Source organism: Streptomyces sp. NPDC028928, from assembly GCF_055564915.1.
Genome location: NZ_JBVHVI010000001.1, coordinates 1,142,387 through 1,168,089 on the forward strand (window position 1 = coordinate 1,142,387; position 25,703 = coordinate 1,168,089).

21 protein-coding genes are annotated in these 25,703 nt (G+C 73.2%); 8 read left to right on the forward strand and 13 right to left on the reverse strand.

What is annotated here, in order from left to right; genetic code table 11:
- The first annotated feature begins 73 nt into the window (after positions 1 to 73).
- From ACZ4U1_RS04990 to ACZ4U1_RS05005, 4 genes are all read left to right on the forward strand, one after another.
- Positions 74 to 622: a sigma-70 family RNA polymerase sigma factor gene (locus ACZ4U1_RS04990; RefSeq protein ID WP_467899661.1), complete on the forward strand. Its 549-nt coding sequence runs from the start codon at positions 74 to 76 to the stop codon at positions 620 to 622.
- 150 nt (positions 623 to 772) lie between these two features.
- The gene (locus ACZ4U1_RS04995; protein WP_467899663.1) at positions 773 to 1,285 is read left to right on the forward strand and encodes a hypothetical protein; all 513 of its coding nucleotides are present in this window, start codon (positions 773 to 775) and stop codon (positions 1,283 to 1,285) included.
- 151 nt (positions 1,286 to 1,436) lie between these two features.
- Positions 1,437 to 2,090, forward strand: coding sequence for a zf-HC2 domain-containing protein (locus ACZ4U1_RS05000; RefSeq protein WP_467899665.1), 654 nt, complete (start codon positions 1,437 to 1,439; stop codon positions 2,088 to 2,090).
- Positions 2,091 to 2,168: 78 nt separating this feature from the next.
- Positions 2,169 to 2,747: a hypothetical protein gene (locus ACZ4U1_RS05005; protein WP_467899667.1), complete on the forward strand. Its 579-nt coding sequence runs from the start codon at positions 2,169 to 2,171 to the stop codon at positions 2,745 to 2,747.
- A gap of 8 nt (positions 2,748 to 2,755) precedes the next feature.
- On the opposite strand, the gene ACZ4U1_RS05010 is transcribed toward ACZ4U1_RS05005, so the two are convergent.
- The 3 genes from ACZ4U1_RS05010 to ACZ4U1_RS05020 are packed head-to-tail and all read right to left on the reverse strand — an operon-like array spanning position 2,756 to position 7,078.
- Entirely contained in the window at positions 2,756 to 3,619 is an 864-nt protein-coding gene (locus ACZ4U1_RS05010) for an Fpg/Nei family DNA glycosylase (RefSeq protein ID WP_467899669.1), read from the reverse strand.
- Positions 3,620 to 3,675: 56 nt separating this feature from the next.
- Entirely contained in the window at positions 3,676 to 5,745 is a 2,070-nt protein-coding gene (locus tag ACZ4U1_RS05015; protein WP_467899671.1) for a SpoIIE family protein phosphatase, read from the reverse strand.
- A 28-nt stretch (positions 5,746 to 5,773) separates the two neighbouring features.
- The gene (locus ACZ4U1_RS05020) at positions 5,774 to 7,078 is read right to left on the reverse strand and encodes a DUF6777 domain-containing protein (protein WP_467899673.1); all 1,305 of its coding nucleotides are present in this window, start codon (positions 7,076 to 7,078) and stop codon (positions 5,774 to 5,776) included.
- A 126-nt stretch (positions 7,079 to 7,204) separates the two neighbouring features.
- Here ACZ4U1_RS05020 and ACZ4U1_RS05025 point away from each other — a divergent pair, with 126 nt between their 5' ends.
- Positions 7,205 to 8,626 (forward strand): lipase maturation factor family protein, encoded by a 1,422-nt coding sequence (locus ACZ4U1_RS05025; RefSeq protein ID WP_467899676.1) that lies wholly within the window; start codon positions 7,205 to 7,207, stop codon positions 8,624 to 8,626.
- Here ACZ4U1_RS05025 and ACZ4U1_RS05030 read toward each other — a convergent pair.
- From ACZ4U1_RS05030 to ACZ4U1_RS05045, 4 genes are read right to left on the reverse strand one after another with little or no spacing between them, the layout of a single operon-like run.
- Positions 8,614 to 9,453 carry an amidohydrolase family protein gene (locus ACZ4U1_RS05030; RefSeq protein ID WP_467899678.1) on the reverse strand — a complete coding sequence of 280 codons (840 nt, stop codon included), beginning with the start codon at positions 9,451 to 9,453 and terminating at the stop codon, positions 8,614 to 8,616. The genes ACZ4U1_RS05025 and ACZ4U1_RS05030 overlap by 13 nt on opposite strands.
- On the reverse strand, positions 9,450 to 10,415 hold the full coding sequence (locus ACZ4U1_RS05035) for an aldo/keto reductase (RefSeq protein ID WP_467899680.1): 966 nt from the start codon (positions 10,413 to 10,415) through the stop codon (positions 9,450 to 9,452). Before ACZ4U1_RS05035 ends, ACZ4U1_RS05030 begins: the two co-directional genes overlap by 4 nt.
- Positions 10,412 to 11,185 carry an SDR family NAD(P)-dependent oxidoreductase gene (locus ACZ4U1_RS05040; protein WP_467899682.1) on the reverse strand — a complete coding sequence of 258 codons (774 nt, stop codon included), beginning with the start codon at positions 11,183 to 11,185 and terminating at the stop codon, positions 10,412 to 10,414. The genes ACZ4U1_RS05035 and ACZ4U1_RS05040 overlap by 4 nt, the downstream gene beginning before the upstream one ends.
- On the reverse strand, positions 11,182 to 12,522 hold the full coding sequence (locus ACZ4U1_RS05045) for an L-fuconate dehydratase (RefSeq protein ID WP_467899684.1): 1,341 nt from the start codon (positions 12,520 to 12,522) through the stop codon (positions 11,182 to 11,184). Before ACZ4U1_RS05045 ends, ACZ4U1_RS05040 begins: the two co-directional genes overlap by 4 nt.
- 168 nt (positions 12,523 to 12,690) lie before the next feature.
- On the opposite strand from ACZ4U1_RS05045, the gene ACZ4U1_RS05050 reads away from it, so the two are divergent.
- A complete protein-coding gene (locus ACZ4U1_RS05050) occupies positions 12,691 to 13,392 on the forward strand; it encodes a FadR/GntR family transcriptional regulator (protein ID WP_467899686.1) in 702 nt (233 codons plus the stop codon).
- Here the strand turns inward: ACZ4U1_RS05050 and ACZ4U1_RS05055 are convergent.
- Genes ACZ4U1_RS05055 through ACZ4U1_RS05080 form a run of 6 tightly spaced genes read right to left on the reverse strand, consistent with a single transcriptional unit; the run spans position 13,389 to position 22,779 of the window.
- Positions 13,389 to 16,409 carry an alpha-mannosidase gene (locus ACZ4U1_RS05055; RefSeq protein WP_467899689.1) on the reverse strand — a complete coding sequence of 1,007 codons (3,021 nt, stop codon included), beginning with the start codon at positions 16,407 to 16,409 and terminating at the stop codon, positions 13,389 to 13,391. The genes ACZ4U1_RS05050 and ACZ4U1_RS05055 overlap by 4 nt on opposite strands.
- 29 nt (positions 16,410 to 16,438) lie before the next feature.
- Positions 16,439 to 18,472, reverse strand: a complete 2,034-nt coding sequence (locus ACZ4U1_RS05060) for an endo-beta-N-acetylglucosaminidase (RefSeq protein WP_467899691.1) — start codon at positions 18,470 to 18,472, stop codon at positions 16,439 to 16,441.
- Complete coding sequence (locus ACZ4U1_RS05065; protein ID WP_467899694.1) at positions 18,445 to 19,725, reverse strand: glycoside hydrolase 5 family protein; 1,281 nt, start codon at positions 19,723 to 19,725, stop codon at positions 18,445 to 18,447. Before ACZ4U1_RS05065 ends, ACZ4U1_RS05060 begins: the two co-directional genes overlap by 28 nt.
- A gap of 25 nt (positions 19,726 to 19,750) precedes the next feature.
- Positions 19,751 to 20,602: a carbohydrate ABC transporter permease gene (locus ACZ4U1_RS05070; RefSeq protein WP_467899696.1), complete on the reverse strand. Its 852-nt coding sequence runs from the start codon at positions 20,600 to 20,602 to the stop codon at positions 19,751 to 19,753.
- Positions 20,599 to 21,486, reverse strand: coding sequence for a carbohydrate ABC transporter permease (locus ACZ4U1_RS05075; RefSeq protein ID WP_467899698.1), 888 nt, complete (start codon positions 21,484 to 21,486; stop codon positions 20,599 to 20,601). The genes ACZ4U1_RS05070 and ACZ4U1_RS05075 overlap by 4 nt, the downstream gene beginning before the upstream one ends.
- 6 nt (positions 21,487 to 21,492) lie before the next feature.
- On the reverse strand, positions 21,493 to 22,779 hold the full coding sequence (locus ACZ4U1_RS05080; protein WP_467899701.1) for an extracellular solute-binding protein: 1,287 nt from the start codon (positions 22,777 to 22,779) through the stop codon (positions 21,493 to 21,495).
- A 269-nt stretch (positions 22,780 to 23,048) separates the two neighbouring features.
- On the opposite strand from ACZ4U1_RS05080, the gene ACZ4U1_RS05085 reads away from it, so the two are divergent.
- Positions 23,049 to 24,083 (forward strand): LacI family DNA-binding transcriptional regulator, encoded by a 1,035-nt coding sequence (locus tag ACZ4U1_RS05085; RefSeq protein WP_467900096.1) that lies wholly within the window; start codon positions 23,049 to 23,051, stop codon positions 24,081 to 24,083.
- A gap of 110 nt (positions 24,084 to 24,193) precedes the next feature.
- Complete coding sequence (locus ACZ4U1_RS05090) at positions 24,194 to 25,546, forward strand: amidase (RefSeq protein ID WP_467899703.1); 1,353 nt, start codon at positions 24,194 to 24,196, stop codon at positions 25,544 to 25,546.
- Positions 25,547 to 25,703: the final 157 nt, after the last annotated feature.

The window sequence follows — 25,703 nt, forward strand, 5'->3', positions numbered from 1 at the left end:
CGCGATCGACCGTCCGTCGCAGGGCCGGGCCCGCCCCCTGTCCGCCGGCCGCGCCCTGCGCTGCGATACGGCCATGACGGCCGGAACCTCACTCACCCGCCAGGAGACGACCGCCGAGCACGAGCTGGCCGCGCTCCAGCGCGAGCACGGCGGATTCCTGTTCGCCCTGCTGTTCAGGCTCTGCGACGGGGACCGGCAGCGTGCCGAGGACCTCGTGCAGGAGACCCTGGTGCGCGCCTGGCAGCATCCCGAGGCACTGCGCGCCGACGACTTCGACTCCGTCCGGCCCTGGCTGCTCACCGTGGCCCGGCGGCTCGCCATCGACGCCCGGCGGGCCCGGCAGGCGCGGCCGCCCGAGACCGGCGACGAGGTCCCGGAGAACGCGCGGGTGACCGCCGACCACGCGGAACGGGCCGCGGCGATGCTCGATGTCCGGGAGGCTGTGAAGACACTCACGCCGGAACACCGTGACGTCCTGGTACTCGTGTATTTCCTCGGGGCCAGTGTGGCGGAAGCGGCGCAGACCCTGGGAATTCCACCCGGTACCGTGAAGTCGCGCGCGTACTACGCGCTGCGCGCCCTGCGCCGGGTCCTTCCCGGTTACGCGGCCGACCTGCGGTGAAACCGGAAGCCTGGTCAAACCTCGGTAAAGCGCCTTGCTGCCACCCCCGTTCGGGCAATGGGCTGTCCTCATCCGCGTTCCGGTCGGGGGCCGGGGCCGCGACCCGACAGGGCGGGCGACGCGCAGGTACCGGAGGAAGGGCAGGAAGGCATGCTGCACAGAGGTCACGAGAGCACGGACGGCACCGACGGCGGTGAACTGGCCGTCCCGATGGCCTGGTTGTACGCCGAGTACATCGCCGACGAGCTGCTGCGCACCGGCGATCTGATGCCGCCGACGTCCTTCGAGTTCCGGGCCGGCCGGGACGCGCTGGCGCTGACCGTGTTCCTGTCGGACACCGACGGGGAGCTGTCCGGCATCCGGGTGATCTCCCAGCTGGAGAACTGGCTGTCCCTGACCGCCTACGACCAGCCGTGGCGGGACTGGGTCCGTGAGCGGATGGCCGAGCTGACGGATCGGGCGGCCGGCTCGGGCACGCCCAGTCCCGACCTGGCACTGGCGGAGGACGCCTGGCGGTGGCTGGAGGAGACCGAGCTGCTCGCACCGGACCTGGACGCGGTGCCGGGCGGCGGGGCGCTCGGGGAGGACGACGGGCCGAAGGTGTGGACACCGGCCTGGCGGCTCGGCCTGCCCCTCGGCCACCTCGCGATCCACCTCTTCTGAACCTTCCGGAATTCACACCAATCCGCGGGCCGGGCCGCTCCGAATCTCTTGTCCGTGATTCTGTGCGCGGCTTGAGTGATTCGGCGGTCGGCTGCGTACGGGTGGGAGCAAGGAGTAACCCTTCCCCCACCCTTCGGCACGAGGATTCGGCATGAGGTCCCTGGAAAGGCATCGCGACGTCGGCGCGTACGCGCTCGGCGTGCTGGACGAGGCGGAGGCCTTCCGCTTCGAGGACCACCTCATGGAGTGCCCTCAGTGCGCGGCACACGTGACCGAGTTCGGGCCCACGACCCGGCAGTTGATGCTGTACCGCCGGGCCACGCCGCGTTTCGTGCACCCCATGGCACAGCCCGGTCCCCGGCTGCTGGACCGGCTGCTCGGCGACCTGGCGCACCGGCAGCGGGCGCGGCGCCGCCGGCTGCTGTACGGGCTGGCCGCCTCGGTGGTCCTGGCCGTGGCCGGTCCCGGGATCGTGGCCTTCGCCGGCCATGAGGAGCCGGCCGCCCGGGTCACGGCGGCGACCGATCCGCACACCGGGGTGTGGGCGCGGGTCACCTCCGCCGACCAGGACTGGGGCAGCGATCTGCGCCTGGAGGTCAAGGACGGCTCCGGGGCGCACACCTGCCGGCTGGTCGCGGTCGGCCGCGACGGCACGGAGCAGGTCGTCGCGGGCTGGACCAACCCGGGCGAGGGCGCCCGACCCACCACCACGATGGGCGCCGCCTCGATGCACCCGGAGCAGATCGCCCGCTACGAGGTCCGGACGGCGGAGGGAAAGCTGCTGGTCACAGTAGGGGCACGGTAACGACACCAGGACTTGACCCAAGATTCACATTAGGTAAGCCTTGCCTGAGTTTTGCTGTGAGTCTTCCAGGAGCAGTCTGTGTCCGTACGCCCCGAGCCCTCCCCGTCCCCCCGGGCGCGCTCCGCGCCCCGGCTGGGCCTGTATGACACCTGGTGGACCGTCGGCGCGGCGGCGGTGGGCGTCTGTCTGGGCCTCGCGGCCTGTGCCTGGGTCTCCGCGCACCTGCGCGTGGACGCCACCCTGCACACCGCGGCGCTCTTCGCCCACCTCGCCTCCCTGGTGCTCGGCTTCGGTGCCGTACTGGCCGCCGACTACCACGCCGTGCTCTGGCTGACCGGCCGCTGCTCCCTGGCCGAGGCCCTGGACGGCACCCACCGGCTGCACGTGCCGATCTGGGCCGGGCTCGCCGGACTGGTGGCCAGCGGGGTCCTGCTCCACCCCGACCTCGACGCGCCCCTCACCCGGATCAAGCTCGCCCTCGTCCTCGGGCTCACCCTCAACGGCCTGCAGGCCGGACTGCTCGCCCGGCGCATGCGGGCGCGACAGGACGGGACCGTGGCGCCGCGGCTGCTGGTCCGGGGCGCCGGGACGGCGGTCGTGTCCCAGGTGTGCTGGTGGGGAGCGGTCCTCATCGGGTTCCGCAACAGCCAGCGCTGAGCCCGGGCTCACTTCAGCAGGCGGGACAGCCTGCGGTCGGCCAGCGGCTTGCCACCCGTCTGGCAGGTCGGGCAGTACTGGAGCGAGGAGTCGCTGAAGGAGACCTCGCGGATGGTGTCGCCGCACACCGGGCAGGGCTCGCCGGTACGGCCGTGGACACGCAGGCCGCTCTTCTTCTCCGCCTTCAGCCGGCCGGCCGCCACCCCCCGGGACCGCTCGACCGCCTCGGCGAGCGTGTCGCGCAGCGCCGTGTACAGCCGGTGGGTCTCCTCCGGGGTCAGGGAGGCGGCGAGCTTGAACGGGGACATCCTGGCGGCGTGCAGGATCTCGTCGCTGTAGGCGTTGCCGACGCCCGCGATCAGCGACTGGTCTCGCAGGGCGCCCTTCAGCTGCCGCCGCTCCTCCCGGAGCAGGGCGGCGAAGCGGTCCTCGTCGAAGTCGGCGGCGAGCGGGTCGGGACCGAGGCGGGCGACGCCCGGGACCTCCCGCGGGTCCCGGACGACGTACACGGCGAGGCGTTTCTGGGTGCCGGCCTCGGTCAGGTCGAAGCCCTCACCGGTCTCCAGGGCCACGCGCAGCGCCAGCGGGCCCTTGCCGGGTCTGGGCGGGCCGTCCGGCAGCCGGTCCTTCCACTGGAGCCAGCCCGCGCGGGCCAGATGGGCCACGAAGTGCAGCCCGGTGTCCGTCTCGATGTCCAGGAACTTGCCGTGCCGGCGCACGGCCGTGACCTCCCCGCCCTCGACGGCGGTGACCGGGGGGTCGTAGGTCTTCAGGACACTGACGGCGACCGGCAGCACCCGCACCAGCCGCCGTCCGACCAGGTGCTCGCTCAGGAAGTCCGTCAGCGCTTCTACCTCGGGCAGTTCCGGCATACGTCCAGAGTGCCATCCGGCACCGACAACGCCCCGCGGCCCCGCCCGGGCGGTGGCTACGGCACCCGGAACTCGCACCACACCGCCTTGCCGCCGCCGCGGGCCTCCACGCCCCAGACGTCGGCGAGCCGGTCCACGAGGAGCAGACCGCGGCCGGAGACGCCGTCCTCCCCCGCGTCACGGCGGCGCGGCAGGGCGCTGGAGGAGTCCTCGACCTCGATGCGCAGCCGGCGGTCGCTGCCGACCAGGGACCGCAGGGTGACGATCGCGGAGCCCTCGGTGTGCAGCAGCGCGTTGGTGATCAGCTCGTCGGCGGCCAGCTCGATCTCGTCGGCGCGGTCACGGGCGCCCCAGGCGCGGACCGCGGCGCGGATCATGTGCCGGGCGTGGATGAGGGCCTCGGGGTCGCCGGGCGCGACGTGCTGCTGGAGCCGGCCCGTGGCGCGCGCGGTCCCGGGGGCGCTGCGGCGCAGCAGGAGCAGGGCCACGTCGTCGTCGCCGCCCTGCTCCTCGGACCGCTGGATCAGCCGGTCGGCCAGCTCGCACACGTCGTCCGGGCCGTCCCCGATGAGCGCGGCGAGGCTGCGCATGCCGTCGTCGAGATCGGTCCCGGGCTGCTCGACGAGCCCGTCGGTGCACAGCAGCAGGGTGTGCCCGGGGTCGAGTTCGAGGGTGGCGACCGGGTACTCCAGCCGGCCGAACTCGGCGGACAGGCCGAGCGGCAGCCCGCCCTCGACGGGGATCCGGACGCAGTTGCCGTCGCCGTGCCGGACCAACGGGTCGATGTGGCCGGCGCGGACCATCTGGACGACTCCGGTGGACAGGTCGGCCTCGGCGTACAGGCAGGTGGCGAACCGGTCGGTGTCGAGTTCGTGGAGGAAGACCGAGGCGCGGGCCATCACGGTGGCCGGGGTGTGGCCCTCGGCGGCGTAGGCGCGCAGCACGATCCGCAGCTGGCCCATGACGGCCGCCGCGTGCGTGTCGTGGCCCTGGACGTCCCCGATGACCGCGCCGACCCGGCCGCCGGGCAGCGGGATCAGGTCGTACCAGTCGCCCCCGATGTCCCGGCCGAGCGCCGCCGAACGGTAGCGGACCGCGACGTCGGCGCCGCGGACGCTGGGGATGGTGCGGGGCAGCATGGCCTGCTGGAGGCCCTGGGCGAGGTCTTTCTCCTGTTCGTAGAGCATGGCCCGCATCAGGCTCTGCGCGATGCTGCTGCCCAGCGCGACCAGGACGGCGCGCTCCTCGGCGGAGAAGCCGCGCCGGTCGTCGTAGAGCAGCCCCATCGCGCCGATCGGCCGGGCCTGGGCGATCAGGGGCAGATAGGCGGCCGAGGTGATGTGCAGGTCGGTGATGTGCGGCCAGAGGATCGGGTAGCCCGCGGCGAACTCCTCCGGTGACTCGATGAACCGCGGGGTGAGCGTGCGGACGACCTCGCTCATCGGGTACGGCTCGTCGATCCGGGTGACGCTGGTGCCGGGGACGGAGGCACCCGCGGGCCCCTCGGCCACCAGCCGGATCCGGCCCGCCTCCACCAGGCCCATCACCAGGCTGGCCGCGCCCAGATGGCGGACGCCGTGGGTGTCCTTGAGGACGTCGATGACGTCTTGGACGCTGCGGGCGTGGGCGAGGGCGGCGGAGATCACCTGGACGACGCCGGTCTGCTGCCGGAAGGCCTCCTCCTGGGCGGCCCTCAGGCTGCGGGCCGAGGTGTCGGCCAGTTCCTCGGTGGCGTCGCGGACGATGCCCACGACGCGGCGCGGGCGGCCGGTGTCGTCGCGCCGGATGTAGCCCTGGGTGTGGGTCCAGCGCATGGTGCCGTCGCGGCAGCGGATGCGGAAGTAGGCGCCGTAGTTCTCGCTGCCGTCCTTGATCGCCCGGGCGACCGCCGCGTCCAGCCGGGCGGACTCCGGCGGCGGCACCCGGACGGCCAGGGTCTCGGGGCGCCCGTCGTATTCCTCGGGCCGCAGGTCGAACACCTCGAAGGCCTGGGCGTCCATGTGGAAGAGACCGGCGTCCAGGTCCCAGTCGAAGCTGCCCATGCGGTTGAGCGCGAGGATCGGGTCCGGGTGTGCCGGCCAGTCCTCCGGGAGTGACAGGGCGGCGCTCGCTCCCTGATGGGCCATGGGGCCCAGATTGCCAGCATCCGGCCGATTATTCGACCTGATCGGCGCGCTGGTCCGCGGGGGGCTGCGGTGGGGGCTGCGGCGGGTCGTCCCGGCGGCGGTGCGGCATCGGGCGCCGGACTCGGCCAGGGGCGGCGGTGCCGGTCGGGCCGGTGGCCGTGGTGCCGGTGCCGGTGCCGGTCGGGCCGGGGGTGATGGCGGATCCGGCGGCGGGCGGATCGGCCGGGAGGGGGTCGCCGCCGTCGGCGAGGTCCGGGAGCCCGGGCGGGCCGAACTCGTCGGTGGGGCCCAGGGACGGGCCGGGAGGGAGATCGAGGGCGGGATCGAGAGGCGGCGGCAGCTGTGAGGTGCTCGCGGTGCTGCCCGTCGCGAGGCCGGTCGCACCGTCCGGGGGATCACCGGGGCGGTCCGGTGCGCTGGGGGACGGCGGGGTGCCGGTCCGGCCCGGGGAGACGGGCGGCGTGCTCTCCTCGGGGCTGGGCCGTCCGGTCACCGGCGGCCCGGCGTCCGCCGGGCCGGACGGGGTGGGGCTGACGGTGGCCGGGCCGGCGGTGGCCCACGCGGGCGGGGGTACGACCCGGTCGCGGCGCACGTCGGGGCCGACCCGGCGCTCGATCCAGGTGCGGGTCGCGGTGTCGACGAGGGTGATGCTGGTGACCGGCCGGGGCGCCGGGGTCACCACGACCACCTGGTTCGGCCGGTAGCCGGCCCAGGGGGTGCCGCGGGCGCCCGCCCCGCCGCGGGTGGGCGCGGGCGATTTCAGCGGGTTGCCGCAGGCACAACGCACCCGGGGCATGCCCCGGGTGTCGACCAGGACGGCGGTCCCGGCCTGTAGTACGGCCTGGTAGCGGGCCGCCCGGCCGTCGCGGTAGGCGTGGCTGGTGACGCGGGTGTCGGCGCCGAGCACGACCGGGGTCAGGCCGCGCAGATAGCCGGGGAGCGCCGCCCGGGTGACCCCGGCCACCCGGGCGAAGGCCTCGGCCTTGGCCTCGTTCGCCGCCAGATACCTCATGTGCCGCTCGACGTCGCAGCCGGCGACGCGCGCGGTGCCCCGGTACAGGCCGGGTGTCGCGCCGGACATGCTGCGGGTCGCGCGCAGGGGCGCCTCGACGTCACCGGGCTGGACCCGGGCGGTGACCCGGGGGGACTCGGCCTTCGGGGTGCCGGTGTCCGCGGGTTCGGTGAAGGGCTCGGGCCCTCGCTCGCCGGCGGCCTGCAGCAGGACCAGCTCCCCCGCCCTGGTCTGCTTGACGCCGGTGCCGGCGCAGCCCGTGGCCAGCAGCGCCCCCATGAGCGCGCAGGCCGTGACGATGGATCGGGTGGGTATCCGCACCGCACACTCCGCATCACTGTGGGTGATTACGCCCTATTGTTGGCATTGCCCAGGTTTGCCTGGCAACTCGGGGAACGTCGTGACGACAGCGGCGCCGGTGTACCCGCACAGGAGGCACGCACAGCCGTGGACTGGTTCACCGCACCCGACTACTGGCTGAGCCGGCTGGTTCTGCAGCGGGCTCTGGCGGCCGTGTACCTGGTCGCGTTCCTGACGGCGGCCCTGCAGTTCCGGGCCCTGCTGGGCGAGCGCGGGATGCTGCCGATCCCCCGCTTCACCGCCCGGGTACGGTTCCGGCACGCGCCCAGCCTGTTCCATCTGCACTACTCCGACCGCTTCTTCGCGGCCTGCGCCTGGGCGGGCTGCGCGGTGTCGGCGGCCCTGCTGGCCGGTGCGGACTCCGCGCTGCCGCTGTGGGCGGGGATCCTGCTGTGGCTGGTGCCGTGGGCGCTGTACCTGTCGATCGTCAACGTGGGCCAGACGTGGTACTCGTTCGGCTGGGAGTCACTGCTGCTGGAGACGGGTTTCCTCGCCGCGTTCCTCGGCAACGGGGAGGTGGCGCCGCCGGTCGTCGTGCTGTTCCTGCTGCGCTGGATCCTGTTCCGGGTCGAGTTCGGCGCCGGGCTGATCAAGCTGCGGGGCGACGCCTGCTGGCGGAAGCTGACCTGCCTCGACTACCACCACGAGACCCAGCCGATGCCGGGCCCGCTGAGCTGGTTCTTCCACCATCTGCCGAAGCCGCTGCACCGGGTGGAGGTGGCCGCCAACCACGTCACCCAGCTGGCCGTGCCGGTCCTGCTGTTCACGCCGCAGCCGATCGCCTCGGCCGCCGCCGCCGTGATGATCGTCACCCAGCTGTGGCTGGTGCTCTCCGGGAACTTCTCCTGGCTGAACTGGATCACGATCGTGCTGGCCCTGTCCGCGCTCCGGCTGCCGGCGACCGCGCCCCCGGTGCCGGCGGCGCCGCTGTGGTACGAAGTGCTGGTGCTCGCGGTGGCCGCGCTGCTGGTCTTCCTGAGCTACCGCCCGGTGGCGAACATGGTCTCCCGCCGCCAGGTGATGAACCGCTCCTTCGACCCGCTGCACCTGGTGAACACCTACGGCGCGTTCGGCAGCGTCAGCCGGATCCGCTACGAGGTGGTGGTCGAGGGCACGCTGGACGACACCCCGCGCGCGGACTCGGACTGGCGGGAGTACGCGTTCAAGGGCAAGCCCGGCGATCCCCGGCACTGGCCGCGCCAGTTCGCCCCCTACCACCTGCGCCTGGACTGGCTGATGTGGTTCGCCGCGCTGTCGCCCGGCTATGCGGGGGAATGGTTCGGGGCCCTGGTGGAACGCCTGCTGGAGAACGACCGGGACACGCTCAGGCTGCTGCGCCGCTCCCCGTTCCCGCCGGACACCCCGCCCCGCTATGTCCGGGCCCGGCTGTTCCGGTACCGGTACACGAGCTGGCGGGAGCTGCGGGAGACGGGGGCGTGCTGGGAGCGGACGTTCGTGCGGGAGTATCTTCCGCCGACGCGGCTGGCGGGGGTGGCTCAGAGGTCGTAGACGCGGGTCGCGGTGGTCTCGAACAGCGCGGTGCGTTCGGCCGGGCCGAGCGCCCTGGTGACCTCCACTGCCGCCTCGTGCACCTGCGTGTAGGTGGCGGCCGGGGTGCACACGGGCCAGTCGGAGCCGAACATCAGACGGCCGGGGCCGAAGGTCTCCAGGGCGGTGTCGGTGTACGGGCGGAGGTCGTCGGCCGTCCAGGAGGCGGGGTCGGCCTCGGTGACCAGGCCGGAGAGTTTGGCGACGGTGTTGGGGAGGGCGGCGAGGGCACGGAGACCGGCGGCCCAGGACGCGTGGTCCCCGGAGGCGATGGGGGGCTTGCCCAGGTGATCGAGGACGAAGGTGAGCCGGGGCAGCGCCGCGGCCGCCCTGGCACAGGCCGGGAGCTGGTGGGGCAGGACCACGAGGTCGTAGACCAGGCCGGCGTCGGCCACGGCGGCCAGGCCGCGCAGGACGTCGGGCCGCAGCAGCCACTCGGGGTCGGGTTCGCCCTGCACCTGGTGCCGGACGCCCTTGAGGTAGGAGCCGCCGGGGAGCGCGCGCAGCCGGGCCAGCTCGTCGGCGATGTCGGCGCGGGTGAGGTCGGTCCAGCCGACGACTCCGGCGACCAGGTCGTGCCCGGCGGCGAGGGCGATGAACTCGGGGGTCTCCTCGGACACGGTGACGGTCTGGACGAGGACGGTACGGTCGACCCCGGCGGCCCGGGCCTCCGGTTCCAGGTCGGCGAGGCTGAAGTTCCGCCGCAGCGGCGCGAGTTCGGGACCGCGGATCCAGCCCTGGTCGCGGACGGTCAGGTCCCAGACGTGGTGGTGGGCGTCCACGGTCACCGTTCCTCCGGGGGCAGCAGGCCGGTGTCGCGCAGTTCCTGCCAGAAGGCGTCCGGCACGGCCGCCTCCAGCTGGTCGGCGCAGTCGTGCACTTCGGCCGCCGAGCGGGCACCGGCCAGGACGCTCGCCACGGCCGGGTGGGCGGAACAGAAGGCCAGGGCGGCGGCGCGCAGCGTGGTGCCGTGGCGTTCGGCGATCCCCTTGATGCGCAGCGCCCGGTGGAGCAACTCCTGCGGCGCCCGCGTGTAGTTGTACGTCGACCGGGGCGTCGGATCGGCCAGCAGGCCGGAGTTGAAGGGGCCGCCGATGACCACCGACACGCCCCGGCGTGCGGCCTCGGGCAGCAGTCGTGCCGCCGCGCTCTGGTCGAGGAGCGTGTACCGGCCCGCGCAGAGCACCACGTCGACGTCGGTGTCGCGGACGAACCGGGTGAGCATCTCCGTCTGGTTCATGCCCGCGCCGATCGCACCCACCACGCCCTCCGAGCGGAGCTTCTCCAGGGCCGGGTAGCCCTCGCGGAAGGCCTGTTCCGCGTGGTCGTCGGGGTCGTGGAGGTAGACGACGTCGACGCGGTCGAGGCCGAGGCGCTCCAGGCTCGCCTCCAGGGTGCGGCGGACGCCGTCGGCGGTGAAGTCCCAGACGCGGCGGTGGGTGGCGGGTACGGCGAAGCCGTGGGCGAGGTCGTCGCCGGTGCCGTCGGCGGGGTCCAGGCGGCGGCCGACCTTGGTGGAGAGCGTGTACCGGGCGCGGTCGTACTCCCGCAGGGCCGCGCCCAGGCGGCGCTCGGACAGGCCGAGGCCGTAGTGGAGGGCGGTGTCGAAGTAGCGGAGGCCGCGCTGCCAGGCGGCCCGGACCGCCGCGTGGGCCTGCTCGTCGCTCACCGGGGTGTAGAGGTTGCCGAGGGCAGCGGCGCCGAAGCCCAGTGGGGTGACCTCGACGCCGCTGCGTCCCAGAGGGGTCACCGGTCCGCCGCCGGCCGCAGCCGCAGGCCCTGCATGCCGCCGTCGACGGCGAGGGCGGTACCGGTGGTGGCGCCGGACAGGGGGCCGGCCAGGTAGGCGATGGCGCCCGCGACCTCGGCGGCGGAGACCAGCCGTCCGGTGGGCTGGCGAGCCTCCAGGGCGGCGCGTTCGGCGGCCGGGTCCTCGGCGGCGTCCAGCAGCCGGCCGATCCACGGGGTGTCCGCCGTACCGGGGTTGACGCAGTTGACGCGGATGCCCTCGCGGACGTGGTCGGCGGCCATGGCGAGGGTGAGGGAGTACACGGCGCCCTTGGTGGCGCTGTACAGGGCGCGCCGCGGCAGGCCCGCGGTGGCCGCGATGGAGCAGGTGTTGACGATGGCCGCGGTGCCCGGACGCGCAGTGGCAGCGCGGCGCAGGTGCGGCAGGCAGGCGCGGGCGGTGCGGACCATGCCGAGGACGTTGACGTCGAAGACGTGCCGCCACTCGGCGTCGTCGTTGTCCTCGACGGTGCCCTGGGCGCCGATGCCCGCGTTGTTCACCAGGATGTCGAGCCCGCCCAGCGCCTCGGCGGCCTCGGTCACGGCCGTGCGGACCGAGGTGTCGTCGGTGACGTCGGCGCGCAGCCCGAGGAGCGGTTCGTCCACGGAGGCCGGGTCCAGGTCGAGGACGGCGACCTGGGCGCCGCGTTCGGCGAGGAGGCCGGCGGTGGCCCGGCCGATGCCGGACGCGCCGCCGGTGACCAGGGCCCTGAGGCCGGTGAAGTCGCTCATGGGGCCTGTCCCTTCCGGGTGTCGAGGCCGGCGGCCCAGTAGGTGCCGCCGGGGTAGGTGTAGCGGGCGATGGACTCGGGGCGCAGGGCGGCAGAGAAGCCGGGCGCGGTGGGGGCCGTGTAGTGGCCGTCGCGGATGACGACCGGGGCGAGGAAGTGCTCGTGGAGGTGGTCGACGTACTCGATGACCCGGTCCTCGGTGCTGCCGGAGACGGCGAGGTAGTCGAACATCGACAGGTGCTGGACGAGTTCGCACAGGCCGACCCCGCCGGCGTGCGGGCAGACGGGGACGCCGAACTTGGCGGCGAGGAGCAGGATGGCGAGGTTCTCGTTGACCCCGCCGACGCGGGCCGCGTCGATCTGCACGATGTCGAGGGCGCCGGCCTGGAGCATCTGCTTGAAGACGATCCGGTTGTGGACGTGTTCGCCGGTGGCCACCTTCACGGGGGCGACCGCGCGGCGGATGGCGGCGTGGCCGAGGACGTCGTCGGGGCTGGTGGGCTCCTCGATCCAGTAGGGGCCGAACTCGGCGAGGGCGTTGGTCCAGCGGATCGCCTCGTCCACGTTCCAGCGCTGGTTGGCGTCGATCGCCAGGCGCATGTCCGGTCCGACGACGGCGCGGGCCGTCCGGCAGCGGCGGATGTCGTCGGCGAGGTCGGCGCCGACCTTCAGTTTGATCTGCCGGAAGCCGTCGGTGACGGCCTGCGCGGCGAGCCGGCCGAGCTTGTCGTCGTCGTAACCGAGCCAGCCCGGTGAGGTGGTGTAGGCGGGGAAGCCGCGCTCCAGCAGCCGCGCCCGGCGCTCCGCGGCGCCTGCCCGCCCGTGCCGAAGCAGGGCCAGGGCCTCCTCGGGGGTGAGCGCGTCGGTGATGTACCGGAAGTCGATCTGCCGGACCAGCCACTCGGGTTCGGCGTCGGCGAGCAGCTGCCACAGCGGCTTGCCGGCCCGCCGGGCGGCGAGGTCCCAGGCGGCGTTGACGACGGCCCCGACCGCCATGTGCATCACCCCCTTCTCGGGGCCGAGCCAGCGCAGCTGGCTGTCGGCGACCAGGTCCCGGAAGAGCGAGCCGGGGTCGGCGCACAGTTCCTCGACGTCGCGGCCCAGGACATGGCCCCGCAGCGCGTCGATCGCGGCGACCTGGACGTCGTTGCCCCGCCCGATGGTGAAGGTGAAGCCGTGTCCCTGGAGTCCGTCGGCGGCGTCGGTGCGCAGCACGACGTAGGCCGCCGAGTAGTCGGGGTCCGGGTTCATCGCGTCGGAGCCGTCCAGCTCGCGCGAGGTGGGGAAGCGGATGTCATGGGTGTCGACCGCGGTGACGCGGGCTGGGGCGTCGGACACGGATCCCCTTGTCTCTGCAAGGAATTGACGGAGCGTGACGCCGCATATTTATCAGACCACTCGGGCGACGGGACAGTCCCGTGTACCGAGAAATCGGGGATTCTGCCCGCAGTGGTCGGACCACTTGGCTGGCTAGACTGCGACGCACCCGGTGACTGGAGGAGCGGCGTGGACGAGGCAGCCCCGCGGAAGGGCACGGTGACCCAGCGCGCCGTCGAGGAGGTCAAGGCGATGATCGCCGAGGGCCGGCTGGAGCCGGGCCAGCGGCTGCCCACCGAGCGGGAGCTGGCGGCCGGGCTGGGCATCTCCCGCAGCTCGATGCGGGAGGCGATCCGCGCTCTGACGGTCATGGGTGTCCTGGAGGCGCGGCACGGCTCGGGGATCTACGTCACCGCGCTGGAGGCCGGGGACCTGCTGGAGACCTTCGGGGTGGTCGCCGACCTGTCCCGGGGGCCGCGTCTGGTGGAGCTGCTGGAGGTGCGCCGGATCCTGGAGTCGACGGCGACCGCGCTGGCCGCCGCGCGCATCACCGACGACCGACTGGCCGCGGTCGAAAAGCACTTGGCAGCCATGAACGCCACCGACGACCCCGAGGAGATCCTCGCCCACGACCTCGCCTTCCACCGCGAGATCGCGTCCGCCGCCGGCAACGAGACCATGACCGCCATTCTGGACGGCCTGTCCTCGCGCACCTTCCGCGCCCGCGTCTGGCGCGGCTACCAGGAGGAGGGCGCCTTCGCCCGCACCCGCCGCGAACACGCCGCCATCCACCGCGCCCTCGCCGCCCGCGACCCGGAGGCGGCGCGGGCGGCGGCAGCGGCCCACGTGGGCGAGGTGGAGGAGTGGCTGCGGTCCCGGCTCGGCGGTTAGCGCCTCCTCAGCCGCAGGGTCACCAGCTCGAACGGCCGCAGCCGTACGCCGATGCGCTCACCGTCGGCCCGCGGCGCCGGGGCGTCCGGCAGCGGGCGTTCCAGCAGGTCGGTGACCGTGACGCCGGCGACCGGGAAGCCGGCCGTCAGGGCGGCCCGGGCCCGGCCGCCGTGGGCCTCGTGGAAGCGGACGACCACGTCCCCGCTGCCGTCGTCGGCGAGTTTCACGGCGGTGACGACGACGGCGTCGTTGTCGACGGTGACCAGCGGGGCGACCTCGTGGGCGCCGGTCGTGTGCCGTTCCGGCAGGTTGATCCGCCAGCCCTCGCGGACCGCGTCGGCGAGGGCGGCGCCCGGCAGCAGGGCGTGCCGGAAGCGGTGGACGCCCTGGTCGGTCTCGGGGTCGGGGAAGCGCGGGGCGCGCAGCAGGGAGACCCGGACCGTGGTGGTCGTACCGTGGTCGCCGTCGGTGCGGACCGTGCGGGTGACGTCGTGGCCGTAGGTGGAGTCGTTGACGACGGCGACGCCCCAGCCGGGTTCCTCCAGGTGGACGAAGCGGTGGTTGCAGGCCTCGAACTTGGCCGCCTCCCACGAGGTGTTGGTGTGGGTGGGGCGGAAGACATGCCCGAACTGGGTCTCGGAGGCGTACCGTTCGGCGTGCAGGTCGAGCGGGAAGGCCAGCTTCAGGAACTTCTCCGTCTCGTGCCAGTCGACCTCGGTGTCGATGAGCAGCCGCCGTTCGCCGGGCGGCAGGGACAGCAGCTGGGTGACCCGGGAGGAGCCGAAGGTCCGGACGATCCGCACCGAGGCGCCGTCTTCTCCGGCCGTGACCGACTCGGCGTCGGTGAGGTCGGTGACGGTGTTGCGGTAGAAGGAGTCGACGTCCCAGGCGTCCCACATGTTCGGGAAGTCCGGGTGGAGCTGGAGGAGGTTGGCGGCCCTGCCGGGGGCGACGGTCTCGCGGTCGGCGGCGGGGTCGTAGACGGAGACGACCAGGCCCCGGGCGTCGACGGTGATCCGCAGCAGGCCGTTGTCCAGTGTGAACCCGCCGTCCTCGCGAGAGGCGAGCGTGGTGGCGCCGGCCTCGGCCGGGCCGGCGGCACCGCCGGCCGGGACGCCGTGGCGGGGGTGCGGGGCCGCGTTGAAGGCCAGCGGGGTCGCGCCCGCGCCGGCCAGCGCGCGCTGCGCGGCCTCGATGATCTCGGTCAGTTCGGCGGCCACGCGCTCGTAGGTCGCCCGCGCCTCCCGGTGCACCCAGGCGATGGAGGAGCCGGGCAGGATGTCGTGGAACTGGTGCAGCAGCACCGTCTTCCAGATCCGGTCCAACTCCTCGTAGGGATAGGGGAATCCGGTGCGGACCGCGGCGGTCGCCGCCCACAGCTCGGCCTCGCGCAGCAGGTGTTCGCTGCGCCGGTTGCCCTGCTTGGTCCTGGCCTGGCTGGTGAGGGTGGCGCGGTGCAGTTCGAGGTACAGCTCGCCCACCCAGACGGGCGGTTCGGGGTACTCGGCCTCGGCCTTCTCGAAGAACGCGCGCGGCGGTTCCCACGTGACGGTGGCCGAGCCCTCCAGGTCGCGCAGGCGGGACGCCTTGGCGACCATCTCGCGGGTGGTGCCGCCTCCCCCGTCGCCCCAGCCGGTGGGCGCGAGCGAGTGCCGGGCCCTGCCCTTGTCCCTGAAATTGCGTTCCGCGTGGGCGAGTTCGCTGCCCTTCATGGAGCAGTTGTAGGTGTCGACGGGTGGGAAGTGCGTGAAGATCCGGGTCCCGTCGATGCCCTCCCAGTGGAAGGTGTGGTGCGGGAACTTGTTCGTCTGCGACCAGGAGATCTTCTGCGTCAGCAGCCACTTGGAGCCGGCCGCCTTGATGATCTGCGGCAGACCGGCGGCGAAGCCGAAGGTGTCCGGCAGCCAGGCCTCCTCGTTCTCGATGCCGAACTCGTCGAGGAAGAACCGCTTGCCGTGCACGAACTGCCGGGCCATCGCCTCCGAGCCGGGCATGTTGGTGTCCGACTCCACCCACATCCCGCCGGCCGGCACGAAGCGCCCCTCCGCCACGGACTTCTTCACCCGCGCCCACACCTCGGGCCGGTGCTCCTTCACCCAGGCCCACTGCTGTGCCTGGGACATGGCGAACACGAACTCCGGCTCGTCCTCGATGAGCGCGGTCATGTTGGACGTCGTACGGGCCACCTTGCGCACGGTCTCGCGCAGCGGCCACAGCCACGCCGAGTCGATGTGCGCGTGCCCGACCGCGCTGATCCGGTGCGCGGACGGCACGGCGGGCGCGGACAGCACGCCGGTCAGCTGCTGCCGGGCCCGGTCCGCCGTGCCGTTCACGTCCTGGAGGTCGACGGCGTCCAGGGCGCGCTCGACCGCGCGCAGGATGTCGTGCCGGCGCGCGGAGTCCACGGGCAGCTCGGCCATCAGCTCGCCCAGCACCTCCAGGTCCAGGGCCAGCTGCCACACGGTCTCGTCGAAGACGGCGAGGTCCATGCGGGTGAGCGTGTACTGCGGCTCCTGGCCGGCGGTGTCCTTGTCGCCGAGCCAGGTGGGCCGGAAGGGGTGGTAGTCCAGGATGACCGGGTTGGAGGCGGCCTCGATGTGCAGGCGCACCTCCTCGCCGCCCGTGACGGGCGCGCCGATGCGGACCCACTGGTTGCGCGGGTTGAGGCCCTTCACCGGGGTGCCGTCGGGCCGGTAGACCAGGCCCTCGCACTGGAAGCCGGGCATGTTCTCGTCGAAGCCCAGGTCCAGCAGTGCCTCGACGGTCCTCCCGGCCCACGCCTCGGGCACGGTCCCGGTCACCCGGAACCAGCTGGTGCCCCAGGGAGCACCCCACCGGGCGCCCACCTCGATCGGCTCGGGCTCGGCGGCGAGCCCCTCCGCGACCGGGACGGGCTCGCCGGGCGCGTGCCACACCGCCGCCCGGAGCGGCACGGACTCGGGGTACACGGCAGGGCGGATACGTTCGTCCAGGACGCGCCGGAGGCGGGCTTCCACCAGAGTGCGGTCGTCATGCATGCGGGGTGCTCCCTGCGGGTTCCGGGTGGTTACCAGGGGTGGGTGACGGTGGCGGGGGACGAGGCGTTGTACAGCTCCCCCACCGCGCGCACTTCGAACCGTGCGGCCTTCTCGCCCTGTTCCGGCCGCAGGCCGGCGACGTAGTACGCGCGCTGGCCGGTGGCGCCGAGGAAGCGGCGGGTGCCGTCGGGGAGGAGGCGGTGGAGGGTGTAGTGGCGGACGGTGCCGGGGGCGGCGGTCCAGGCGAGGCGGAGGTCGCCGCCGTTCGCGGCGGTGACGCGGGCGCCGGAGGGGGCGGCGGGGGCCTGTGGAGTGCCGTCGGGGCGGACGGCGAGGCCGCCCAGCCGCCAGCGGACCGGGCCCCCTGCCGCGGTGAGCCGGACGCCGAGGGTGCGGAGGGTGCCGGACAGCCCCGTGAGCGGGACGGTCACGGTCTGCCAGCCGTTGACGGACCGCACCGGGCTTTTGTGGTTGACCGGGTTCACAGCGAGATACGTGTACGGCGGTGTCGTCCCCGGCGTACGCGGTTCGGCCGTCGCCACCGCCAGCTCGACATTCACCTCCCCAGCCTCGCCCCGGAAGGTCAGGTCGACAACCGTGTTCACACCGATCGGCAGCCGGGTCGCGTACAGGTCCAGCACCGTTGGTCGATCGAGTTCACCCGCCACCAGCACACTGCTGCCGCCCCGCCAGGCGGCGGCGAAGTCGAAGGAGACCGCCGGCCGCTCCCCCGCCGTCCGCACCACCCACCGCCGCGACGGCAGCCGGTCCTGGAGTCCGAGGTGGTTCCAGGGGGTCTCCGAGGCGACGGCCCCCTCCTCGTACCAGCGCAGCCCGTGCCCGGTGTTGAACACGCTCGCGAACGGCATCGAGGCCACCGTCGACCGGTCGGCCACGGACACCGCCGGCGCCCGCCACGGATCGTCCGGGTCGGGTCGCGACGGGTCCAGCGACCGCCCGGTCCAGAACCGGTCGTCGGCGGCGTGGAAGTCCTCGGGGGCGCGCCGGTCGGCGGGCAGGTGGGTGCGGGTCCACTCGGGCCGGTAGAAGCCGATCGAGGTCACGTGCGGCTTGCCCGCCGGCACGATCGCGTCCCAGTTCACATACGTACCGGACCCGTTCGACTCGACGTCGACACCGGCCCACAGCTCGTACCGGCTGCGCCCCAGCCGGTCCGCCTTCGTGCCGGACGAGGCGAGTGTGGCCGCGCTCCACCGGAAGTCCACGAACATGTCGTCGGCGGCCTGGAAGAACGTCTGGTTCTGGCTGTTCAGGGCGCCCTGCCAGCTGACCGTGCCGTTCACGGTCATCGCGTCGTACCAGGTCACCCGCTGTCCCCTGGCCGCCGCGAGGGCCTTCAGCTCCTTGACGAAGCCCAGCATGGCCGTGCCCAGCGCGGTGTTCCCGCCGCCGGTCTCGGCGTTCAGGAACCAGCCGTCGAAGCCGTACGCCGCCGCGACCGCGACGAGTTGCGCGGCGAGCGGGTAGTGCCCGCCGGCGTCCTTCTGCACCAGGTCCCGGGTCCACTGCAGCTGTCCGCCGTAGGCCGCCGGCGGCAGGAAGATGGTGCCGAGGACGGGGACGCCGTGCCGGTGGGCGGCGTCCACGACCGGTGCGTTCGGCGCGAGGACCAGGCCCTCGCCGGCCGAGCCGCCCCAGAAGACCAGCTCGTCCAGGTACGCCCAGTGGGTGAGGGCGTACGTGTCGGCGGTGGCCGAACCCTGGGAGGGGTTGCCCGACGTCGGCCCGAAGGAGACGAGCGCCTGGACGCGGGCCTGTCCGGAGCGGGCGGTGGGGTTGGCGGGGGCCGGGGTGAAGCGGCGGGCGAGCGGCACGGTCGCGGCGTTGAAGGCGAGGTCGGGGTCGCCGGCCGCGCGCCAGCTCTTCAGGCTGCGCCAGGTGATGCCGGGGCCGGGGCTGCCGGCGGGCAGCGAGTCCGGGTACCAGTACGAGGCGTACGGCGGGGTCGCCGCGGCGGCGCGCGGGGCTGCCGCAGCGGGCGGTGCGGGGGTCAGGGCGGTGGCGCCGGCGGCGATCAGGACGGTGCGTCTGGTGGGGTGCACGAGCGGGTGCCTCCTTGGGGGGTGGGGAGTACCTGGCCGGGAGTGACGACGTCGGTGATGCCGCGCACGGCGAGGTGGTCCGGGTCGTCGGCGCGTGTGTCGAGCACGGTGGTGGGGCGGGCGCCGTCGGCGACGAGCCGGAAGAAGGCGTCGAAGACGTCGCCGCCGGGAGCGCAGCGGGAGCGGTGGGCGGGCTCGGCGGGGACGACGAGGGCCGTGCCGCGCACCGCCGGGGTGCGCTGCGTCCGGCGGGCCGCCCCGGCCAGGACCCGGGCGAGGTCCTTCGGCCGCCGGTCGTTGGTCAACAGGCCGAGGGAGTACTCCAGTTCGGGGAAGTCGGCGAGGGTGCGCGGAACGTCGTGGGAGCACCACCAGGTGATGCCCCACAGGTCCGGGCAGTCCAGGGCGTTCTCGATGGTCGCCTCGGCGAACGCGGCGGCGTGCTCGGCGGGCACCAGGGGCGCGGGGGCGCCGACCTCCTGGAGCCAGACCGGCCGGTGCGGCTCGTCCGCCCAGGCCTTGCTCAGCTCGACCAGGTAGGCGGCGTGGTGCTCGGCGGGCACGGAGGTACGGCCGTGGCGCTGGGCGGTGCCGTTGAAGACCCAGGAGTGCACGGCGGTGAGGTCGCCGAGCCGGGCGGAGTGGCCGGGGGTGAAGGGCTGGTCGTCCTGGTACCAGGCGGCGTCGTAGGAGGCGTGCAGGTGGAGCCGGCCGGGGGCGCCCTCGGCGCAGGCGGCGAGCATCCGGGTGAGCCAGTGCTCGGCCTGCTCGGCGGTGATCCGGTCGGGGTCGGGGTGGGGGCCGGCGGCGAACTGGTTGATCTCGTTGCCGACGGTCATGCCGAGGAAGCCCGGCCGGTCGGCGAGGGCGGCGGCGAGGGTGCGCAGATAGGCGGCCTGGCCGTCGGTGACGTCCGGGTCGGTGAAGAGGTTGCGGCGGTGCCAGGTGCGGGTCCAGGCGGGCAGGAAGTCGAAGCTGCTCAAGTGGCCTTGCAAACCGTCCACATTGACGTCCAGACCACGTTCGGCGGCCGCGTCGGCGAGGGCCACGAGCTGGTCGACGGCGCGGGGGCGGATCAGGGTGCGGTTGGGCTGGAAGTAGGGCCACAGCGGGAAGACCCGGATGTGGTCGAGGCCGAGCGCGGCGATCGCGTCCAGGTCGGCGCGCACGGAGTCGAGGTCGAAGTCGAGCCAGTGGTGGAACCACCCTTCGCTGGGCGTGTAGTTGACGCCGAAGCGCACGGCAGGAGGCATGCGGTGTCCTTGCAGTCGGGGAGGTTCAGCCCTTGACCGCGCCCTCGCCGACGCCGCGGAAGAAGTACCGCTGGAGGCAGGCGAAGAGGGCGATGAGCGGCGCCACGGCGATCACGGTGCCGGCGGCGACGAGACGCTCGTCGTTGGCGAACGTGCCGTGCAGGTAGTTGAGGCCGATGGTCAGGGTGAACTTGGACGGGTCGCTCAGCACGATCAGCGGCCACAGGAAGTCGTCCCAGGCGCCCATGAAAGCGAAGATCGCCACGACGGCGAGGGTGCCCTTCACCGACGGCAGGGCGATGCGCCAGAACCGCTGCCAGACGTCGGCGCCGTCGACGTAGGCCGCCTCCTCGATCTCGTAGGGCAGGTTGCGGAAGGCGTTGCGCATCAGCAGCACGTTCATCGCGCCGATGCAGCCCGGCAGGACCACGCCGACGAGGGTGTTGTTGAGGCCCAGCTCCCGCATGGTCGTGAACTGGGCGATGATGACGCCCTCCACGGGCACCAGCATCGCCAGGACGAAGGCGAGCGTGGCCGCGCGGCGGCCCCGGTAGCGCAGGCGGGCCAGCGCGTACCCGGCGAGCGCGGAACCGGCGCAGTTGGTCACGACGTTGGCGGTGGCGACCTTCAGCGAGTTCAGGGCGTAGTCCCACACGGGGATGGTGTCGGCGACCCGCTCGTAGTTGTGCAGGGTGGGCTGCTCGGGCACGAAGCTCGGCGGTGAGCCGTAGATGTCCTCGGTCGGCCCCTTCAACGAGGTCGACAGCTGCCACAGGAACGGCCCGGCGGTGAGGGCGAGTACGGCGATCAGCAACGCGTACCGCAGGACGAGTTCCCACAGCCGGACGCGGCGGCCGTGCTCGTCGGTGACCCTCATGCCTCCTCCCTCCGGTCCGCGCGCAGCACGAGCAGCATCAGGGCGACGGTGACGGCGAACACGACGACGGAGAGGGCGGAGGCGTAGCCGACGCGGCCGGTGAGGCCGGTGCCGGTGCGCTGGACGAGCATGACTAGGGTGGTGTCCTCGCCGGCGGGCCCGCCGCTGGGCCCGGCCATCAGGTACACCTCGGAGAACACCTTGAAGGCGGCGACCGAGGACAGCGCGCCGACCAGCACCATCGTCGGCCGGACGGCGGGCACGGTGACGCTGAGGAAGCGCCGCACCGCGCCCGCCCCGTCCACGGCGGCGGCCTCGTGCAGCTCGCGCGGGACGTTCCCCAGGGCCGCCAGGTAGATGATCATGTAGTAGCCGAGACCCTTCCAGACCGTGACGGCCATGGCGCTGAGCAGCAGCAGCCACTGGTCGCTGAGGAAGCCGACCCGGCCGACGCCGATGGTCTCCAGCAGCGAGTTGACCAGCCCGCGTTCGTCCAGCAGCCACACCCAGATCAGGCCCACCACGACGATCGAGGCGACGACCGGGGTGTAGAAGGCGGAGCGGAAGAAGGCGATACCGGGGATGCTCTTGTGCACCAGCAGCGCGAGCAGCAGCGGCAGGATCACCAGCGCGGGGACGACCCCGAGGACGTAGAGCGTGCTGTTGCGCAGCCCGGTCCAGAACATGTCGTCGTGGAGCAGCTCGCGGTAGTTGGCGAGACCCACGAAGCGGCCGGGGAGAAGGGTGCGGCGGTCGGTGAAGGAGTTCACCAGGGTGGAGACGAACGGGTAGAGCACGAAGGCGCCGGTGACCAGCAGGCCCGGGGCGGCGAACAGCCAGGGACTGTACGGTAGTTGGCGCCTGACGCGGAGGGGCGCGGCCATGGCGGGTCAGCCCTGCCCGAGCAGCCGGTCGGCGGCTTTGACAGCGTTGTCGAGGGCTTCCTCGGGGCTCTCCTTGCCCTGGAGCGCCTTGGCGACCTCGTTGCGCAGCGCGGTCTTCATCTGGTCGCTGAACAGCACGGGCGTGTAGTTGACCGCGTTCTTCAGGGACTTGGCGGCGGCGACCCGTACCCGGGTCTCGTCGGTGCCGTCCTCCTTGGTGAAGTACGGGTCGTCGAGGGAGCCGGCCGTGCTCGGGAAGATGGCGACCTTCTTCGCGAAGGACATCTGGTTCCGCGCGTCGGTGACGAAGTGGGCGAAGGCGACCGCGGCCGGGGTGTGCCGGGTGCGGGAGTTGACCATCACCCCCATCACATACATGTTGACGTGCCCGGTGCTGGTGATCTGGTCGGTGATGCCGATGTTCCTGTACAGGCTCGGCGCGTTCTTCTTGAAGTTGCCGAGATCGAGGGCGCTGCCGGGGTTCATGGCGACGGCGCCGGTGAGGAACTTCTTGCCGGAGGACTCCGGAGTCGCGGTCAGCGCCTGCGGGTCGAGGGCCTTGGCGTCGTACAACCGCTTGTACTCGGTGAGGAGTTCGACACCCTTGGCGTCGTTGAAGGCGAAGGCGGTGCCCTGCTCGTTCATCAGCGGGACGCCGTAGCGGCCGAAGTCCTCGATGGTGGGCACGTTGGCGAGGGTGGCGACCTCGCCGTGGCTCTTCTCGGCCATCCGCAGGGCGTCGGCGAAGAGTTCGTCGTACGTCTTCGGCGGCTGGTCGGGGTCGAGTCCCGCCTTCCTGAACAGTTCCTTGTTGTAGAAGAGCGGGCCGGTGTTGAGGTACCAGGGGAAGGCGTACGTGCCCTTCGTGCCCGGTACCTGGTGGCTGGCCCAAGCGCCCGGCAAGTACTCCGCCTTGTACTTGGCGGCGGCCTTGTCGAGGTCGAGCGCGAGGCCGGCCTTGGCGAGCGGGGCGACCAGGTCCGGGGAGACGTTGACGACGTCGGGCAGGGTGCCGCCGGCCGCGTCGGCGCTGAGCTTGTCCGGGTAGCCCTCGGCGGGCTGGTCGACCCACTTCACATGGGTGCCCGGGTACGTGTTCTCGAAGTCGGCGATCAGGCCCTCGAAGTACGGCTTGAAGTTCGCGCGCAGGTTCCAGGTCTGGAAGGTGATGTCGCCCTCCACCTTGCCGGAGGCGTCGGTCGAGCCGCCGTCGTCACCGCCCGAGCCGCAGGCGCTCAGCGGCAGGACGAGGGCGACGGCAGCGGCGGCGAGGGCTCTGCGGGACATGGGCACGGTGACACGGCTCCCTTGCGGTGTCGGTCTGCGAGTGGCGTCGAAGACCTTGCCCGCGGCCTTCCGGCAAAGTCAATGGATGCGCCGAGCTAAAGAAATACACGCTTCATCAGTGCAGGTCAGAGGCTTCGTGGACAAAACTTGCCGTGATTCGCTAACGCGCTTTAGGGTCTTGACACTCAAGCGCTTTAGTTCAAGCGCCTCAGCGAGCATGTTCCCGAAGGGGGAGAAACGTGCCGACCAGACGGTCCCCCGCCCGCCGGCCCACGATGAAGGACATCGCCCGGCGCGCCGGAGTCTCCGAGAGCGCCGTGTCCTTCGCGCTCAACGACCGCCCCGGCGTCTCCGAGGCCACCCGCGCCCGGGTCCGCCGGGTCGCCGAACAGCTCGGCTGGCGTCCCAGCACGGCGGCCCGCGCGCTGTCCGGAGAAGGCGCGGCGACGGTCGGCTTCGTCCTGGCCCGCCCCGCGCACACGCTGGGCGTGGACTCGTTCTTCCTCCAGCTCGTCTCCGGCATCCAGGAGGTCCTGGCCGAGCGGCACCTGGGCCTCCTCTTCCAGGTGGCCGGGGACGTGGCCGACGAGTGCGCGGTGTACCGGCGCTGGTGGGCGGAGCACCGGGTGGACGGGGTCCTGGTGGCCGATCCCCGCGCATCGGATCCCCGGCCCGACCTGCTGGACGAACTCGGGCTGCCCGCCGTGGTGATCGGCGGTGCGCCCGACGTGCGCCATCCCGGACTGTCCACGGTCTGGGCGGACGACGCGGGCGCGATGGCCTCCGTGGTGGACGAGTTGACCGCCCTCGGCCACCGGCGGATCGTCCACATCGCGGGCCTGCCCGACCTGGCCCACACCCGGCGCCGTATCGCCACGCTGCGCGCGGAGGCGGAGCGGCGTGGTCTGACCGAGGTCCGCTCGGTGACCACGGACTACTCCGACGCGGAGGGGGCCGCGGTGACCCGCCGGGTGCTCGGCGGTTCGCCGCCGCCGACGGCTCTGATCTACGACAACGACGTGATGGCCGTGGCCGGTGTGGCCGCCGCGTCCGACCTGGGCTTCCGTGTCCCGCAGGATGTGTCGGTGGTCTCCTGGGAGGACTCGGCGCTGTGCCGCATGGTCACCCCGCGGCTGTCCGCCCTGTCCCGCGACAGCGCCGAGTTCGGCCGCACGGCCGCCCGCGAACTGCTGGCCCTGCTGGACGGCAGCCCGGCCCGGGCGGTGGGGGTGCCGGTGCCACGGCTGACGGGGCGGGGCAGTACGGGAGCGGCGACGCCAGCCGAGGGCGGGGAGGTGCCGGGCGCCTGAGCGACCGGCGGCGGCCGCCCGACGCACCGCGGCCTCTCGACGTGCCGCCTCCGACCGGGCACAGTTCCTCCTACCCCTCTTCCGTACCGATGAGTAACGAGGAGCGTCACGTGAGCAGCTGGGCCGGCCGGAGTGCCGTCGAGATCGCCGCCGCCGTTCGTGAGAAGCGGGTCACGCCCCGGGAGGTGGTGGCCGAGCACCTCGCGCGGATCGAGCGGCTCGACGGCCGGATCGGTGCGTTCCGGAAGGTCCGGGCCGAAGCGGCGCTCGCCGAGGCCGACGCCCTGGCCTCCCGCGCCGATCTGACCGAACTGCCGCTGGCGGGCGTGCCGTTGGCGGTCAAGGACAACCTGGGGGTGCGCGGCGAGTCGCACCGCAACGGCTCCGCAGCCACCCCGGACACCCCGGCCGCCGAGGACCATGTGACGGTGGCCCGGCTGCGGGCGGCCGGTGCGGTGGTCGTCGGCCTGACGAACGTGCCCGAGCTGTGCGTCTTCGGCACCACGGAGGGCCCGTACGGCATCGCCCGCAACCCCTGGGACCTCTCCCGCACGGCGGGCGGCTCCTCCGGCGGCAGCGCGGCGGCCGTCGCCGCGGGTCTGGTGCCGCTCGCGCTCGGCAACGACGGCATGGGCTCGCTGCGCATCCCGGCCGCGAACTGCGGGCTCGTCACCCTGAAGCCGGGGCACGGAGTGGTGCCCGCGGGGATCGGCAACGGCGACTGGTTCGGCATGTCGGAGAACGGCCCGCTGGCCACGACGGTCGAGGACCTGCGGCTGATGCTGGCGGTCCTCGCCGACACGCAGTTCGAACGCCCGGAGGAGCGTACCCGCCGGAAGATCGCCGCCGCGGTGCGCAGCCCGCTCGCCGGGGTGAGCGTGAGCCGGCCGTATACGACCGCGGTCCGGCAGGCGGCCGGCGTGCTGGCCCGGGCCGGGCACCAGGTGCGGCGGGCCGAGCCGCCGTACCCGCTCTCCCTCGGCGTGACCGCGCTCCGGCACTGGACGGCGGGTACGGCGGTGGACGCCGCCGGCCTGGACCGGGCGCGGCTGGCCCGCCGGACCCGGGTGCACGCGGCCGTGGGCCGCCGGTTCGTCCGCGCGGTGCGCACCGGCGACGCCCGTGAGCGGCTGCGGGCCCGGCTGACGCCGTTCCTCACCGAGTACGACGTGCTGCTCACCCCGGCGCTGGCCCGCCGCTCCCCGCAGGCCGGCCCGTGGCACGAACGCGGCTGGCTGCGCAACGTCCTCGCCAACACCGCGTATTCGCCCTTCACCCCGGCGTGGAACCTGACCGGCTGGCCCGCGATGTCCGTCCCGGCCGGCGCCCTGCCCTCGGGCGCCCCCTGCGCCGTACAGCTCGTGGGGCGGCCGGGCACGGAGGCCGTGCTGCTGGAGCTGGCGCAGGAGCTGGAGGAGCTGAGCCCGTGGCAGCGGACGGCACCCGTGCCGGACCAGCCGTGAGAGCCCGAAGTGCCGGCTGCGAAGAGCGCGATGAGGGGCGGCCGCAGAGAGAGCGATGAGAGGCGGCCGTAAAGGGCCCTGAAAAGGGAGAGCCCGGCACGGGTGTGAGTCCTCACGCCCGTGCGGGCGGCGATCGCGAAGGGCCCGACCCCGGGGG